The following is a 14,954-nucleotide window of genomic DNA, read 5'->3' on the forward strand; positions in this document are numbered from 1 at the left end:
CAACCCCGCGGGGCCGCTCCCGAGCCCCCCCCCCCCGAGCCCCGGCCCGAATGGGCCGCGCCCCCGCCGCCCGGGGGGCCCCCCAACCGCGCGCCCGCGGCCCCCCCCCCCCGCGGCCGGGCCGCCACCGGCGGACCGAACCGGACCTCGACACCGGGCGAGTAGAGCACGCTGACCGGCGGCCCGACCGGTGCCGGCAGCCCGGCGGCGGCGACCAACTCGTCATCCAGGTGCAGCACCTCGGCCCGGTGCAGCGGCCAGCTCGGATGCCAGTTCGGCAGGTGCAGGGTGCGCCCGTACGCCCGGGTGTGCAGCCCCCAGCGGGCGGTGACGAAGTGGTCCAGCGGGGTCGGGTCGGCGATCCGCTCCCCCACCCGCACCGCCATCCGGCTCGCCGCGCCCGCCGGCCCGGGCCAGCGCCGCCGGCACCGGTAGGTGCGACGGTCGCCGTCGCGATCCAACCGCATCGACGACCAGAGGTACGGCAGACGCAGCGTCGCCCGCGCCACCAGCACCGGCGCCAGGCGGGACGCGTCGAGCGACCGAAACACCACCGCTCGGCGGCCGGCGTCGTCGACCGAGTAGAGCCGGACGTTGGTCTCCCAGAAGGTGCCGAAGTAAGGCACCCCGGGGCCACGGCCGAAGCCCAGCCCGACCATCCGGAAGCCGATCAGGCCGACGTAACTGACTCCGTCCAGTGTGTCCGGGCGGGTGCCGGCGGGCAGCAACGGCGCGACGACCTCCGGGGCGACGGCCCAGTGCAGGAAGGTGAGATCCTCCCAGCGCTGGCGCAGGAGCGCCCACCCGAACGCCTGCCTGGGCGCGTGGTCGACCGGTTCGGGGTGCACCCCCTCATCCTGGCTCAGCGTAGGACGGCCAGCCGCTCGGGGCATCGACACGCCGACCGGCGCACGCTTGATGGAGCGCGAGGCGGCGAAAGGGTCTCTTCGCGAGGAACTGAGCGTTACGCAGAGCGACGTGGAGCTGGTCGTGCTCGCGCAGGCGGGAGACGCGGCCGCGCCCGGGGCGCTACTGGCCCGGCACGAGGCCGGAATGCGGGCCGTCGCGCTGAGCGCCCTACTGCGGTACTTCAGCGACGCGTCCTCGTACGAGCAGATCGCGGCCTTCGCGCCAGAGGGTCCCTTCGTCACAGCGGGCAGGCCTCGGGGTGCGCTGGCGTTGGACGGTCATAGGCTGAGCGCTCTGCTGCACCGTGACGAAGAGGAGACCGCCGTGAGCCAGACCGAACGGATGGATTCCGTCGACGAGTGGAACGTGGCCGAGGACGACGGCGTCCTGGACGCCTCCGACACCCTCGACGACGACCGGGTCGGCGACCCCCTCGACACCGGCATCATCGCCGAAGACCACTGGACGGCGGCAAACCGGTTCGGCACCACGCCCGCCGAGGAGCGGGCGGGCGAGTCGCTGGAGCAACACCTCGCCCAGGAGGTGCCGGACGTCGACCCGTACGCCGAGGGTGGCGACGACGAGGACGAGCTGACCCGGCGGGGGTACGAGACGGAGGCGCGCGCCGGCCGGCTCGTCGCCTAGGACGAAGGCGTCCGCGAGGACGACGAGGCCGAGTCGGTGGCCTGGGACGCCGGCATCGACGCCGGTGCCGCCAGCGCGGAGGAAGCGGCGATCCACCTGGTCGAGGACCCGGACGGGCCCGGCGACGGTCCGCTGCGCTGACGCCGTACCCGCCGCGCTCAGCATCCGGGGTGCGGTGCTGAGCGCGGCGGGGTCGGTCAGTGGATGACGACGGGCGTCTTGACCTGCTCGCCCTGCGGGTCGTCGAGCTGCGCCGGCTGACGTCGGCGCGGCAGCAGTGCGGCCGGGATGAAGGTGAGCACGACCAGCGCGAACGCCACCCAGAACGTGGTGGCGAACGACTTGGCGGCGAAGTCGAGCCCGCGCTCGATGAGCGACGGGTCCACCGGCATCTGCTGAAGCAGCTCCGGCCGCTGCTGGGAGGCAATGGCCAGCCCGGCCTCGGTGACCGGCTTGCCGCTCTCGTCCACCAGGCCGGGGATCGGCCGGGAGCCGTTCAGCTCGTTGGTGAGGATCACCGACATCACGGCGGCACCGACCGACCCGCCGATCTGCTGGAGGATGTTGACCAGCGTCGAGCCGCGCGCCACCTCCTGCGCCTGCAACGTCCGCAGCGCCGACGTCATGATCGGCATCATCGTGCCGCCCATGCCCAGACCCATCACGAACAGCGACCCACCGAGCAACCAGTACGAGGTCTGCGGGTCAACCTGGGTGAAACCGAAGAACCCGACGACGATGAGCCCCAGCGCGAACGGGACGGTGCGCCCGATCGGCACCCGGTCGGCAAGCGTGCCGGCGATCGGCATGGTGATCATCGCGCCGATGCCCTGCGGGGCCATCAGCAGCCCGGCGGCCAGCGTCGACTCACCGCGCACCTGCAGGAAGTAGCTCGGGAACAGCAGGCCGGCGCCCATGAACGCGATGATGAACACGAACATCGTCACCGACGCGATGGTCAGGCTGCGGTTGCGGAACAGCCGCAGGTCGAGCAGCGGGTGCTGAGGCTTGAACGAGTAGAGCACGAACGCCACCACCAGCGCGCCGCCGACCAGCATCGGGGCCCAGACCTTCGCCTCGGCGAAGGTGCCCACCTCCGGCAGGGACGAGACGCCGTAGAGGAAGAGGGCGAGGCCCGGGGAGAGCATGAGCATGCCGACGAAGTCGAACGACTCGGACGGCTCAGGCGCGTCCTTCGGTAGCGCGAACTGCGCGTAGACCAGGGCGATAACACCGATCGGCAGGTTGATCAGGAAGATCCAGTGCCAGCTCGCGGTGTCGATCAGCCAGCCGCCGAGGATCGGGCCGCCGATCGGGCCCAGCAGCATCGGGATGCCGAGGACGGCCATCAACCGGCCGATCCGGTGCGGGCCGGCCGCCCGGGTCATGATGGTCATGCCCAGCGGCATGAGCATGCCGCCACCGAGGCCCTGCAGCACCCGGTAACCGATCAGCTCGCCGATCGTGTCGGCCATGGCGCAGAGCCCCGACCCGATGGTGAACAGGGCCAGCGCCACCATGTAGAGCCGTTTGGTGCCGAACCGGTCCGCGGCCCACCCGCTGAGCGGGATCACCGTGGCCAGCGCGAGGGTGTAGGCGGTCATGGTCCAGGCCACGCGGGCGTAGGACGCGTCGAACTCGCTCTGGAATGTGGGCAGCGCCACGCTGACCACCGTCACGTCGAGGATCGACATGATCGCGCCAAGGACGACGACACCCGCCACCTTGAGCACCGCGGCGTCGAGTTTGTCCGATGTCGCGACGGATTGCTGTGTCACTAACTCTCCTGAAGTCGATTGAGCCGGCCGATGGTGGGCGGTGGCGGCGATGCCGCGCCTACCGGGCGCGGGGCGCGACGTGCCAGGACGACGACGCGCGCAGGAAGAGTATCGAGAGGATGTGACGGTTCGCCGCCGGATTAACGCTCGTCCGGGCCTCGCAGCCGATCGGCCGTGTGACTCTGGCCGGACGTCTGGGGTGTCGAGCAGCCGGCGCACCGTGCGTCAGCCGGCCGCACCGTGCATGCCGGCCGCATCGTGCACGCCGGCCGCATCGTGCACGCCGGCCGCATCGTGCACGCCGGCCGCATCGTGCACGCCGGCCGCATCGTGCACGCCGGCCGCTGGCTCGGTAGGCCTGCTGACCGGGGTGGTCGCTGTGCTGCCGCTGCTCCTATGTTCGTCGGTGGTAGTGGTTGCGGCGGGGGACCTGTTCGGGGTCGAGCCAGGCTGGTGGCACGAATTCGGGGTGGCCGTCGCCGGCGAGTCGCACGGCCCAGTCGCTGTGGTGCAGGTGGCGGTGGTGGTGGCCGCAGAGCAGGACGGCGTTGGTGAGGTTGGTGTCGCCGCCGTCGGCCCAGTGGTGGATGTGGTGGGCGTCGCACCAGCGCGGTGGTCGGTCGCAGCCGGGGAACGCGCAGCCGCGATCGCGCAGCACCAGAGCTCGCCGGAGGGGGCCGGTGATGAGGCGTCGTTGTCGGCCGAGGTCGAGTGGTTGGCCGGTGCCGTTGAGGACGGCGGGGAGGATGGCGGCGTCGCAGGCGAGGCGGCGTACGGCCTCGGGGGTGAGGTGCAGGCCGGTGTCGAGGGTGCCGCTGCCCAGTTGCCGGGTTAGCCCGTCGTAGCTGGTGGTGACGACGATCTGGGCGGGATCGCCGCCGTGCTCGGGTAACTCGCCGCTGCGCAGGGCGAGGCGGGACACGTCGCGGAGAGCGTCGTGCCGGCGTTGCCCGGGAGAGCGTTGGTCGTCGGGGCCTGAGGGTGCGCTGAGTGGGTCGATGGCGGCGCGGAGCAGCCCGGCGGTCTCGGTGTCGAGGATGCCGGTGAGTCGCAGGCGGCCGTCGGTCAGGGTGGAGAGGGTGAGGTGGCGGTCGCGGGTGGCACGGCGGTCTTCGGCGTCGAGGGCGGCTTTTGCGGCGGCGTCGGCGAGGTCGGGGGCGACGTGGTCGAGGATGCGGGTGCCGAGTTTGCGGAGGTGGGTGGGGTCGAACTGCCCGGCCCAGTCGACGAGCACTCCGAGGGCTTTGTCGGCGGCCTCGGGACCGGCGGCGGTCTGCACGGTGTCGACCGTGTCGGCGATGACCCGGGCCTGCTCCACGGTGATGTGGCCGTCGGCCAGCGCGTGGCGTACCCCAGGGTTGCCGCCGTCCAGGACGGCGGCGAGGTCGACGAGGCGGCGGGCGGCCGAGATGGTGAGGCGTAACCGTTCGCGGAGCCAGACCGCTGTGGAGGAGGCGCCCTGCGCGGTGGCGGTGCCTCGGCCGTCGAGCTCGCGGACCAGGGCCAGCTTCACCGCGGCGAGACGCTGCTCCAAGCGGTGCGCGGCGTCGAGCGCGGCGATCAATTCGTCCTCGGGCTCTGCCCAGGTGGCGGCATCGGCGCAGGCCGCGATGGCGCCCTCTGCCTGCGTCAACTCTTCGACCACGACGCGAGCCTAGAACATGCGTACGACACTTTCAGTCATCATGATCGATCCGCGGCAGACCCGGCCCAGGCGGCGGGCCGGCGGTCTGGCTGCCATGATCGGCAGAGAACTAGCTGCTGCGCTTGCTGGCGTCGAGGGCAGCCTGCTCCACCCGCTGGCGGTGGTCCAGCCACCACGACTCGTTCACGGGGGGCAGGTTGTCGTTCCTGGGCAGCAGCCCTGCCGCGCCGTCGATGAGTTCGCGCACGATGTCAGCGTGGCCGGCGTGCCGTTGGGTTTCCGCTATGACGTGGACCAGGACGTGGTGCAACGTGACCGCTGCATCGCCCCACCACGGCACGTGGCCTACCTCGTGCAGTGCAAGGGCTTCGATGGTGGTGTCGGCGTGGGCGATTGCGCGACGGTACAGTGCCACGATCTCCTCGCGGGTCTCATCCGCGCTCGCCCACATGTCGGCGTTGGGCTCCGCCCCGTCGCCGACGTACGGCAGCTCCTGCTCGAACGGTCGGCCGAACACGACGCCGAAGTAGAGAATCTCCATGGCCGCCGAGTGCTTCACCAGACCGAGCAGGTTGGTCGCGGTCCGGGTCAACGGACGCCGAACATCGTATTCGCCGAGCCCGTCGAGCTTCCACAGCAGCGAGTCGCGGCCGCCCTTCAAGTAACTGTGCAGGTCTGCCTCCATCGCGGCACTATGGCATCCGATCTGGTGTCGGCGCTGCCCCGGACGATCCGCGAAGCTCGTGATCGGTAGGACCTAGGGCGTGTCCTGCCGATCTTGTAGTGGTTGATCGTTGACGATTTGTCGGTGGTGCGTCGTGGTGAACTGACCGATGAGGCGTGGGCGGTGATTGCGCCGCTGCTTCCCGAGCCGGATGGTGCGCGGGGACGGTGGCGGGATCACCGTCAGGTCATCAACGGGATCTTGTGGAAGCTGCGCACGGGCGCACCGTGGCGTGACCTGCCGGAACGCTTCGGGCCGTGGAAGACCTGCCACGAGCGGCTGCGTCGGTGGACCGCGACGGGACATGGGATCGAATCCTCGCGCCGGCGCAGGTGCATGACGACGGCGCACCGGTGCAGTGGACGATCAGCATCGACTCGTCGATCGTGCGGGCGCACCAGCATGCCGCCGGCGCCCGTAAAAAGGGGCTCCCCGGCAAGTGCGGCGACGCCTGGTGCGCAAGATGGCGAGGCGATCGGCCGATCCCGCGGCGGGCTGAGCACGAAGATTCACCTCGCCGTCGACGGCCACGGACGGCCGCTGTCGATCCTGCTCACCCCGGCCAAGCCGGCGACAACCCGCAGCTCCTGGCGCTGCTGGACGCGATCCGCGTCAACGAGCCCGGGCCGAGTCGGCCCCGCAAGCGCCCGCAGGTGCTGATCGCCGACAAGGGCTACGCGCACGACTCCAACAGACGTGCACTGCGGCAACGCGGAATCCGGCACGTCATCCCGGAACGCAGCGACCAGGTCGCCCGTCGGGCCTCCAAGGGCAGCAACGGCGGGCGACCACCGGCCTTCGACAAGGTGATCTACAAGAAGCGCAACGTCGTGGAGCGCTGCTTCAACCGGCTCAAGCAGTGGCGTGACCTGGCCACCCGATACGCCAAACGCGCATCCCTCTACCGGGCCAGCCTTGTCCTCATCGCCGCCATCATCTGGCTCTGATGACATCGATGACTCGCCTCAAGCAGCGACCTGGGCAGAGCTGACGAACCAGGAACCCGACTCGACATCGATAGGCTCATCAACCCAAGGCTGCACGATGACGGCGAGCTGCCCCGTCATAGGCCACACCTCCACGACCCACCCGTCGGGCGTCACTTCGACATGCGCGCGCAGCGGCTCGATGACCTCTGACGGCAGGTCCCATGAGCGTTCGAGGAAATCTTCCACGCCGAACTTCTCAACCATGTTGACCACACCCACGGCGAGACTCTAGCCAAGACGTCCTGCCTCACCGTTCCATGATCGGCAGGACACGCCCTAGGCGGTGACCACCGGCACGGCGGCGGTCAGCGCCCAGTCGTGCCCGATGTCGGCGGCGGCGCGCAGCAACCGCGGCAGGTGCTCCTCGCGCAGCGTCTCCAGCGAGGTCTCGGCGGCGTGCACCGTCACGTTGATGGCGGCGACGACCCGCCCGTCGCCGTCGCGTACGCCGGTGGCGACGGATCGGATGCCGGGAGCCAGATCCTGGTCGGCGAGCGCCCAGCCCTTCGCCCGGACCTCGCGCAGCACGGCGTCGAGTTCGCCCGGGGCGGGCTGCCAGCGCGGCGTGATGCCGGAGCGGCTGGGCTCGGCGAGGACGGTTGCCAGCGTGTCCGGCGGGAGGGCCGCGAGCAGCACCTTGCCCATCGAGGTCGCCGGGGCCGGGAAGCGGGTGCCGATGGTGACACCCAGGGTGACGATCTTGGGGACGGCCACCCGGGCGACGTAGACGATGTCGCTGCCGTCGAGCTGGGCCATCGAGGTCGACTCGTTGGTCTGTGCGACGAGCTTCTCCATGTGCGGGCGGGCCACGTCCCACATGTTCAGCGCGTTGACGTACGCCATCCCCAGCTCCAGGACACGCGGGGTGAGGGCGTGGCCGCGGCCGGCCGCGCGGACGTAGCCCAGCGACTCCAGCGTGATGAGGATGCGCCGGACGGTGGGGCGGGCCAGGCCGGTGGCGGCGGCGATCTCGCTGAGCGTCATCGAGGGGCAGGCGGGACGGAAGGAGCGCAGGACGTCGAGGCCACGCGCGAGGGCCTCGATGAAGTCGGGCCCCGCGCCCCTTCCGTTGTCACCCATGTCCTAATGCTTCCATTGCGCCGACCCGGCGTCCCACTCGGTGTACTGGTACGGGTTCTCCAGGATCGCGGTCTCGGGGATGTCCGGGTTCATGCCCCGCTGCCACGCCTGCTCCCCCATCGTCTCGCGCAGGTGGTCGATGGTCGCCGCCACCCGGGCCCGCGCGGCGGCGAGGTCGACGCCGACGAGGCGGCCGTCCCGCTTGACGATTCGACCACCGACCAGCACGGTGTGCACGTCGGCGCGCTGGGCCTGGAAGACGACGTGACCGTGCGGGTTCAGGATCGGGAACATCACCGGCGAGGCGTCGTTCTTGATCAGGACGACGTCGCCCTGCCGGCCGGGGGTGAGCGCGCCGATCGTGGAGTCCATGCCGAGGGCGCGGGCGCCGCCTCGGGTGGCCCACTCGACGACCTGCTCGGCGCGCAGGTGGCAGTGGGTGATGGTCTCCTGCTTGGCGTGTGCCTCCAGGTGCTCCCGGGAGCGGTCCGCGCCGAGCGTGCTGCGCATCGCGGAGAAGAGGTCACCGCTCCACCACACGCTGGTGTCCATCGACAGCGACACCGGGATGTCGTGGTGGCGCAGCTGCCAGGTGGGCGGGTAACCCTGGCCGGCGCTCTGCTCACTCTCGGTCGAGACGGAGACCGAGCCGCCGGTCGCGGCGATCCGGTTGTACGAGTCGTGGGTGAGCGTCGCCGCGTGCACGTAGACGGTGGACGGGGTCATGAACCCGTTCTCGTGCATCAGCCGGATGCCGTCGTCGTTGGTGGCGCCCCACACGCCGGCGTGGGTGGTCACTGCGGCGCCCAGTTCCCGGGCCACCTCGAACGCGGCCCGCTCCGGGAAGGCGGGGTCGCCGGTGACGTCGAACGCCAGCTGGAAGCCGGCCAGTTTGCCACCGTCGATCCGGCGGCGGTGGAAGTCGCGGAACTCCGGCGAGGTGGCCCACTCCCACGGCCCCTGCTGGATGTTGCCGTAGGCGAGCACGAACCGTCCGTCCACCGCCTCCAGGGCGTCCACTGCGGCGTCGGCGTGCTCGGGCGTCTGCAACCCGTGCGACCAGTCGACAGTGGTGGTGACGCCCGCGTCGATCGCCTCGATGGCGCCGAGGAGGTTACCGGCGTAGACGTCCTCGGGCCGGAACAGCTTGCCGGACTCGAGGTAGTACCAGACGAAGTACTGGGTCAGGGTCCAGTCGGCGCCGTACCCGCGCATGGCGGTCTGCCACAGGTGCCGGTGGGTGTCGACCATGCCGGGCATGAGGATGCCGCCGGTGGCGTCGATCTCCAGGGCGTCGTCGGGTGCGGTGAGGCCGACGCCGACCTCCGCGATCCGGCCGCCGACGACCAGCACGTCCGCGCCGGGCAGCACCGTGTGTGCGTCGTCCATGGTGAGAACCAGGCCGTTACGAAAGACCACCGGCCGGTCGGTTGCGCTCATCGCCACCCATTCCTTTCGGGGTACGAGGGGATTCCGGACCGTTGTCCGCTGTGCGGCCAGCCCGAGTGGCGCAAGTGTGGTCCCGGTCACGATTCGTGTCAAGAGCGTGTTTCACCGCGATGAAGTCGCCGTTGACAGGGCGTTCCGCGGTATCGCAAGCTGTCCCGGCGGACAGGTGTCCGCAGGACGGGCGGAAATATGGTGCAGCACTCGACCGGCCCCCTGGCCGGCCTGCTCGTCGCGGACTTCTCCCGGATCCTCGCCGGGCCGTACGCGACGATGCTCCTGGCCGACCTGGGCGCCCAGGTGATCAAAGTGGAGAGTCCCGGTGGCGACGACACCCGCACCTGGATGCCGCCCACCCGCGACGGGGTGTCCACGTACTACCTCGGCATCAACCGCAACAAGCGGTCGATCGCGCTGGACCTCAAGAAACCCGACGACCTGGCCGCCGCACAGGAGCTGGCCCGCCGCGCCGACGTGCTGATCGAGAACTTCCGGCCCGGTGGCCTCGCCCGGTTCGGCCTCGACTACGACACCGTCACCGCGACCAACCAGAAGATCGTGTACGCGAGCATCAGCGGCTTCGGCACCGGCGCCGGCCGGGACTTCCCCGGCTACGACCTGATGGTGCAGGCCATCTCGGGCCTGATGAGCCTCACCGGCGACCCGGACGGCTCGCCGTACCGGGCCGGGATCTCCGTCTTCGACGTGATGGCCGGGCTGCACGCGAGCATCGGCATCCTCGCCGCGCTGCACCACCGCGGGGAAACCGGACGAGGTCAGCACGTCGAGGTCAACCTGCTCAGCTCGGCACTGTCCGGGTTGGTCAACCACTCCAGCGGCTACGTCGCCGGCGGCACCGTCCCGTTCCGGATGGGCAACGCGCACCCCAGCCTCTTCCCGTACGAGCCACTGCCCACCGCCGACGGGGAGCTGATCGTCATCGCCGGCAACGACGGGCAGTTCCGCAAACTCTGCCAGGTGCTCGACCTGCCCGGCCTGCCGGACGACGCGCGTTTCGGCCGCAACCAGGACCGCACCGCCAACCGCGAGCAGCTGCGGCCCCTGCTTGTCGAACGACTCGCGAAGCGGACCAAGGACGAGTGGTTCCGGGACCTGCTCGCCGCCGGCGTCCCGTGCGCGCCGATCAACACCATCGACGGCGGTGTGGCGCTCGCCGAGGAGCTGGGGCTCGACCCGGTGGTCACCGTCGGCGAGGTGCCCGGCGTCCGCAACCCCATCACCTTCTCCGACACCCCGGCCCGGTACGAGCTGCCGCCGCCGGGGCTCGACGAACACGGCGAGGAGATCCGCGCGTGGCTGAAGAACTGAGCTTCCCCACCGGGATCGGCACCTCCGACCCAACCACCATCTCCCTGCTCGGGCAGGACCTGGCCGCCGACCTGATGGGCACTGTGGGCTTCGGCGAGCTGGCGTACTGGCTGGTCGCCGGCCGCCGCCCCACCCCCGGTGAGGTACGGGTCTTCGAGGCAGTGCTGGTGGCACTCGCCGACCACGGCTTCACCCCCACGGCGATCGCCGCCCGGCTGACGTACCTGTCCGCGCCGGAGTCGTTGCAGGGCGCGCTCGCCGCCGGTCTGCTCGGCGGCGGCTCCCGCTTCCTGGGCGTCACCGAGGACTGTGGACGCTTCCTCGCCGACACGCTGGCCACGGCCGGCGCGGTGACCGACTACGACGCGGTGGCGCTGGACGCGATCACTCGGGCCAAGCAGGAGCGCCGGCTGGTACCCGGGCTCGGACACCCCGTGCACAAGGAGCAGGACCCGCGCACCCCGGTGCTGATCCGGATCGCCACCGAGGAGGGTCTGCACGGCCCGCACCTGCGGCTGTTCGAGGCGATCGGACGCGTACACCCGCAGGTGCTCGGCCGCACCCTGCCGCTCAACGGCGCCGGAGTCTGCGGCGCGGCCCTGGCCGACCTCGGTCTCCCCGTCGAGATGCTGCGCGGTTTCGCCCTGCTGGCCCGCGCGGCGGGGCTGCTCGGGCACCTCGCCGAGGAGCGGCGACGGCCGCTCGGCATGGACATCTACCGCACCGTGGACCGCAACGCCGTCTACGAACCCTGATCCCCCTCTTCCGCCCCCGAAAGGAGTGGGAATGGCCTCCATCGTCGCGGTCATCGCCTCCACCCACCACCCCTTCTACTACCGGGCCAGCACCGCCACCGGTGAGGATCGACCACCGTTCGCCGACGAGTGGACCCGCAAGATCCTGGCGTTCCGGGAGACGTTGACCCGGGCTCGACCCGACGTGCTGGTGATGGTCGGCTCGGACCACTTCCACCAGCTCTGGCTGGACAACATGCCGCAGTTCCTGGTGGGCAAGGCGCCCCGCTACGACGCCAACTGGTACAACGAGGAGCGCGAGTTCGGGCTGCCCCGGATGCTGCTCAAGGGCCAGGAGGACCTGTCCGGGCACATCCTGCGGGCCGGGCTCGACGCCGGTTTCGACCTCGCGTTCAGCAACGAGCTGCGCATCGACCACAGCATCACCTGCCCGATCATCACGCTGCGGCCCGAGGCCGACCTGCCGATCGTGCCGATCTACACGAACATCTTCGCGCCGCCGCTACCGCAGCCCAAGCGCTTCGTCCAGCTCGGCCAGAGCATCCGGGAGATCGTCGAGTCGTGGCCGTCGCACCTGCGGGTGGCCGTCATCGGGACCGGCCACCTGTCGCTGGAGCTGGGCGGCCCCCGGCAGTTCGGCCCGCACGGCCCGGACCCGGAGTTCGACCAGCGAGCCGTCGAGTGGATCGCCAACGGCGACCTGGACGGGTGCCTGCGCGAGGTCACCCTGGACAGCCTGCACTCACCGGGCAACGCCACCCACGGCTTCATGGACTTCATGCTCATGATGGGCGTCGCCGGTGCCGGCGTGAAGGCCGACTACGTCGACACCCTCGACCTGTTCCACACCATGGAGGCGTACTTCACCTGGTACCCGAACGGAGCGCCGACGTGAGCAAGTATCTGCTGAACAAGTTCCTCTTCATGGTCGACCGGGACCCGGAGCTGGTCGAGCGCTACCGCAGCGAGCCGCGCGAGCTGGTCGCCTGGTGGGAGGCCGAGTGCGCCAACACCGTCCTGAACTGCCACACCGGCGAGGCGAGCACCTGGCAGCGCCTCGACGACGTGGAGCGTGAGGCGTTGGCCACCCACGACCACGTGAAGCTCTTCGAGCTGGGCGCGCACCCGTTCCTCACCCTGACCCTCTTCATCGCCCTGTTCGAGCGGGACAACACCGAGCCGCTGGAATACCAGAAGTCCTACGGCGCGCGGCTGGCCCACTTCTCGATGCCCTACCCGGACATCGCGACGTGATCCGCGCGGCAGTGCTCACCACCTGCGGCATCGCACCGACGATCGCCGAGCGGCCGGCACCCGTCCCGACTGACGGCGAGGTGGCGGTCACCGTCGAGGCGGTGCCGATCACCCCGCTGGATCTGCTCTGCGCCAGCGGCACCAGCTACTTCGGCCGGCCGGCCACCCCGTACGTGCCGGGCGTGCAGGGCGTCGGTCGGCTCGCCGACGGCTCGCCGGTCTGGTTCGGCACCTCGGCCGGGATGCGGTCCGGGGTGGACGGCAGCATGGCAACCACGGTCACGGTGCCCACCGCCGACGTGGTGGCGCTGCCGGCCGGCGTACCGCTGACAGTGCTCGCGGCCCTCGGTCTCTCCGCGGTCGCCGCGCACGCGGCGCTGACCCACGCCGGCGGCCTGGCGGGCGGCGACCAGGTCATCGTGCTCGGGGCCGGGGGTGTGGTCGGCCAGGCGGCCGTCCAGCTCGCCCTGCTCGGCGGCGCCCGCCGCGTCATCGCCGTGGCCCGGTCGGCCTCGGCACGGGCCCGCGCCGAGGAGTTCGGCGCCGCCGTCACCGTCCCGCTGCTCCCCGACGACGACGTCACGACGATGGCCGACCGGTTGCGCCACGCCGCCGACGGGCCGGTCGACCTCGTCCTCGACCCGGTCTTCGGTGTCCCCGCCGCGGCGGCGCTGCGGGTGCTGCGCCCGGGTGGACGACTGGTCAACCTGGGCAGCGCGGCCGGCGCGACAGCGCCCATCGAGTCCGCCGTGCTGCGCAGCGGCGCCCTGCGGATGATCGGCTACACCAACAACGGGTTGTCGACCGACGAGCGGGCTGCGGCGCTGACCGTGGTGGCCGGGCACGCGACGGCCGGCCGGCTCACCGTCGACCACGAGATCGTGCCCTTCGACGCCGTCGCGGACGCCTGGGCGCGGCAGGACGCCGGCACCACCGCCGGCCGGGTCGTCCTCGCGCTCTGACCGGACGGGACCCCGGCCGGCACCACCCGGAACCGCCGTTCGCGCGGTTCAGGGCCGCTCTCGCCCCCGATGCTCGGTGCGGACGACGGGCGGGGCGGCGGCATCGCCGGGACCCCGGGCACGATGCCCGGCACGCGGGTAGCGGGCCGGGCTGACGCCCAGGTACCGCCGAAAGTGGCGGGTCAGGTGCGCCTGGTCGAAGAACCCGGCCGCGACGGCGGCCTCGACGGGCCGCTGCCCGTCCAGCAGCAGGCGACGCGCCAGCTCGACCCGGCGGCCGGTCAGGTACGAGTGCGGCGGCACGCCGTGCACCTGGCGGAACGTCCGGACCAGGTGGGTCGGGTGGGCGTGCAGCAGCTCGGCGGCCTCCCCCAGCGTGACGCCCTCGACGGTCCGGGCGTCCAGCAGCTCCCGCAGCCGGATGGCGAGGCCGCGCGCGGCGGGCTGGTCGCCGGCCGGGGCGCGCTGGCGGAGCTGGCGGCGCAGCCGGTCCAGGATGAGCGCGAGTCGGCTCTCGGCCTCGAACTCGTCGCCGGGCGCGGCGAGCACCTGGTGCAGGTGGTGGATCCGGTCGCGCAGCCGCGGATCGGCCAGGTCCGGCTCGTCGACGGCCCGGCCGACCAGCTCGGCGTCGAGCGCCGAGGTGTCGAGGTACAGGACCCGCTTGCGGAAGCCGTCCGGGGTGGCCGAGCTGCCGTCGTGTGGCACGTACGGCGGCAGCAGGGTGACCGAGGTACGCAGCGCGCCGTGCCGGTGGCGGTCCAGGTCGAAGCGGACCGCGCCGTCGTCGACGATCAACAGGGTCCACACGTCGTGGATGTGCCGGGGGTAGGCGTGGTCCACGAAATGGGCGTGGAAGACCTCGGCGACCCCGGCTACCGCGGGTCGCCACGCGCTGACGTGCGAGCCCGCCGGGCGGGTGGCCACGCTAAGAACGTACAAGACCGGTCGGTGTCGAGGCGGGCAGGCTCGACGCCATGACCGAACCGATCCGCTTTCCCACCAAGATCGCCGTACTGCTCCGCAACGACCTGGCGAGCTGGCAACGGCTGAACGTCACCGCCTTCCTGGTCAGCGGCGTCGCGTACGCGCTGCCGGAGCTGCTCGGCGAGGAGTACCGCGACGCGGACGGCACCCGCTACCTGCCGATGTTCGGCCAGCCGGTGCTGGTCTTCGCCGGGGATCGGGCGGCGCTGGTCGGCGCGCACTCACGTGCCCTGGCCCGCGGTCTGCGGCTGGCGATCTTCACGTCCGAGCTGTTCGCCACCGGCAACGACCGGGACAACCGTGCCGCCGTGCAGGCGGTCGGTCGGGAGAAGCTCGACCTGGTGGGCCTGGCGCTGCACGCCCCGCGCAACGTGGTGGACAAGGTGCTTAAGGGCGCGTCGATGCACCCGTAGCCACCAGGCCGCCGTGGGGCGGCGCCGAATGCCCGCCG

Annotated in this window: 15 protein-coding genes and 2 pseudogenes; 9 read left to right on the plus strand and 8 right to left on the minus strand. The window is 71.4% G+C overall.

What is annotated here, in order from left to right; all coding sequences use genetic code 11:
• Positions 1–848, minus strand: an 848-nt coding sequence (locus ABZU52_RS24240) for a DUF2071 domain-containing protein (RefSeq protein WP_354973274.1), incomplete at its 3' end; no start/stop codon positions are given.
• A 130-nt stretch (positions 849–978) separates the two neighbouring features.
• On the opposite strand from ABZU52_RS24240, the gene ABZU52_RS24245 reads away from it, so the two are divergent.
• Both ABZU52_RS24245 and ABZU52_RS24250 read left to right on the plus strand, forming a co-directional pair.
• Entirely contained in the window at positions 979–1,554 is a 576-nt protein-coding gene (locus ABZU52_RS24245) for a hypothetical protein (RefSeq protein WP_354973275.1), read from the plus strand.
• Positions 1,555–1,566: 12 nt separating this feature from the next.
• A pseudogene (locus tag ABZU52_RS24250) lies at positions 1,567–1,695 on the plus strand (DUF5709 domain-containing protein); the annotation flags it as partial.
• 56 nt (positions 1,696–1,751) lie between these two features.
• Here the strand turns inward: ABZU52_RS24250 and ABZU52_RS24255 are convergent.
• From ABZU52_RS24255 to ABZU52_RS24265, 3 genes are all read right to left on the minus strand, one after another.
• Entirely contained in the window at positions 1,752–3,332 is a 1,581-nt protein-coding gene (locus ABZU52_RS24255) for a DHA2 family efflux MFS transporter permease subunit (RefSeq protein ID WP_354973276.1), read from the minus strand.
• Positions 3,333–3,726: 394 nt separating this feature from the next.
• A complete protein-coding gene (locus tag ABZU52_RS24260) occupies positions 3,727–4,977 on the minus strand; it encodes a DUF222 domain-containing protein (RefSeq protein ID WP_354973277.1) in 1,251 nt (416 codons plus the stop codon).
• A 109-nt stretch (positions 4,978–5,086) separates the two neighbouring features.
• Entirely contained in the window at positions 5,087–5,662 is a 576-nt protein-coding gene (locus ABZU52_RS24265; protein ID WP_354973278.1) for a DinB family protein, read from the minus strand.
• 162 nt (positions 5,663–5,824) lie between these two features.
• On the opposite strand from ABZU52_RS24265, the pseudogene ABZU52_RS24270 reads away from it, so the two are divergent.
• Positions 5,825–6,648, plus strand: a pseudogene (locus tag ABZU52_RS24270) (IS5 family transposase).
• Between the two features lie 18 nt (positions 6,649–6,666).
• Here the strand turns inward: ABZU52_RS24270 and ABZU52_RS24275 are convergent.
• The 3 genes from ABZU52_RS24275 to ABZU52_RS24285 are packed head-to-tail and all read right to left on the minus strand — an operon-like array spanning position 6,667 to position 9,210.
• Positions 6,667–6,909, minus strand: a complete 243-nt coding sequence (locus ABZU52_RS24275) for a hypothetical protein (protein WP_354973279.1) — start codon at positions 6,907–6,909, stop codon at positions 6,667–6,669.
• A gap of 57 nt (positions 6,910–6,966) precedes the next feature.
• Positions 6,967–7,770, minus strand: a complete 804-nt coding sequence (locus tag ABZU52_RS24280) for an IclR family transcriptional regulator C-terminal domain-containing protein (protein WP_354973280.1) — start codon at positions 7,768–7,770, stop codon at positions 6,967–6,969.
• 3 nt (positions 7,771–7,773) lie between these two features.
• Positions 7,774–9,210 (minus strand): amidohydrolase family protein, encoded by a 1,437-nt coding sequence (locus ABZU52_RS24285; protein WP_354973281.1) that lies wholly within the window; start codon positions 9,208–9,210, stop codon positions 7,774–7,776.
• Positions 9,211–9,408: 198 nt separating this feature from the next.
• Here ABZU52_RS24285 and ABZU52_RS24290 point away from each other — a divergent pair, with 198 nt between their 5' ends.
• From ABZU52_RS24290 to ABZU52_RS24310, 5 genes are read left to right on the plus strand one after another with little or no spacing between them, the layout of a single operon-like run.
• Positions 9,409–10,545, plus strand: coding sequence for a CoA transferase (locus ABZU52_RS24290; RefSeq protein WP_354973282.1), 1,137 nt, complete (start codon positions 9,409–9,411; stop codon positions 10,543–10,545).
• On the plus strand, positions 10,530–11,300 hold the full coding sequence (locus ABZU52_RS24295; RefSeq protein WP_354973283.1) for a citryl-CoA lyase: 771 nt from the start codon (positions 10,530–10,532) through the stop codon (positions 11,298–11,300). Before ABZU52_RS24290 ends, ABZU52_RS24295 begins: the two co-directional genes overlap by 16 nt.
• A gap of 31 nt (positions 11,301–11,331) precedes the next feature.
• Complete coding sequence (locus tag ABZU52_RS24300) at positions 11,332–12,195, plus strand: extradiol ring-cleavage dioxygenase (protein ID WP_354973284.1); 864 nt, start codon at positions 11,332–11,334, stop codon at positions 12,193–12,195.
• Positions 12,192–12,554, plus strand: coding sequence for a hypothetical protein (locus ABZU52_RS24305; RefSeq protein WP_354973285.1), 363 nt, complete (start codon positions 12,192–12,194; stop codon positions 12,552–12,554). The genes ABZU52_RS24300 and ABZU52_RS24305 overlap by 4 nt, the downstream gene beginning before the upstream one ends.
• Positions 12,551–13,516, plus strand: a complete 966-nt coding sequence (locus tag ABZU52_RS24310) for a zinc-binding alcohol dehydrogenase family protein (RefSeq protein ID WP_354973286.1) — start codon at positions 12,551–12,553, stop codon at positions 13,514–13,516. The genes ABZU52_RS24305 and ABZU52_RS24310 overlap by 4 nt, the downstream gene beginning before the upstream one ends.
• Before the next feature lie 48 nt (positions 13,517–13,564).
• On the opposite strand, the gene ABZU52_RS24315 is transcribed toward ABZU52_RS24310, so the two are convergent.
• Positions 13,565–14,443, minus strand: a complete 879-nt coding sequence (locus ABZU52_RS24315) for an AraC family transcriptional regulator (protein ID WP_354973287.1) — start codon at positions 14,441–14,443, stop codon at positions 13,565–13,567.
• A 50-nt stretch (positions 14,444–14,493) separates the two neighbouring features.
• On the opposite strand from ABZU52_RS24315, the gene ABZU52_RS24320 reads away from it, so the two are divergent.
• Positions 14,494–14,916: a DUF2000 domain-containing protein gene (locus tag ABZU52_RS24320; protein ID WP_354973288.1), complete on the plus strand. Its 423-nt coding sequence runs from the start codon at positions 14,494–14,496 to the stop codon at positions 14,914–14,916.
• The last annotated feature ends 38 nt before the right edge of the window (positions 14,917–14,954 follow it).

Source organism: Micromonospora sp. NPDC005220 (assembly GCF_040607895.1).
Classification (GTDB): domain Bacteria; phylum Actinomycetota; class Actinomycetes; order Mycobacteriales; family Micromonosporaceae; genus Micromonospora.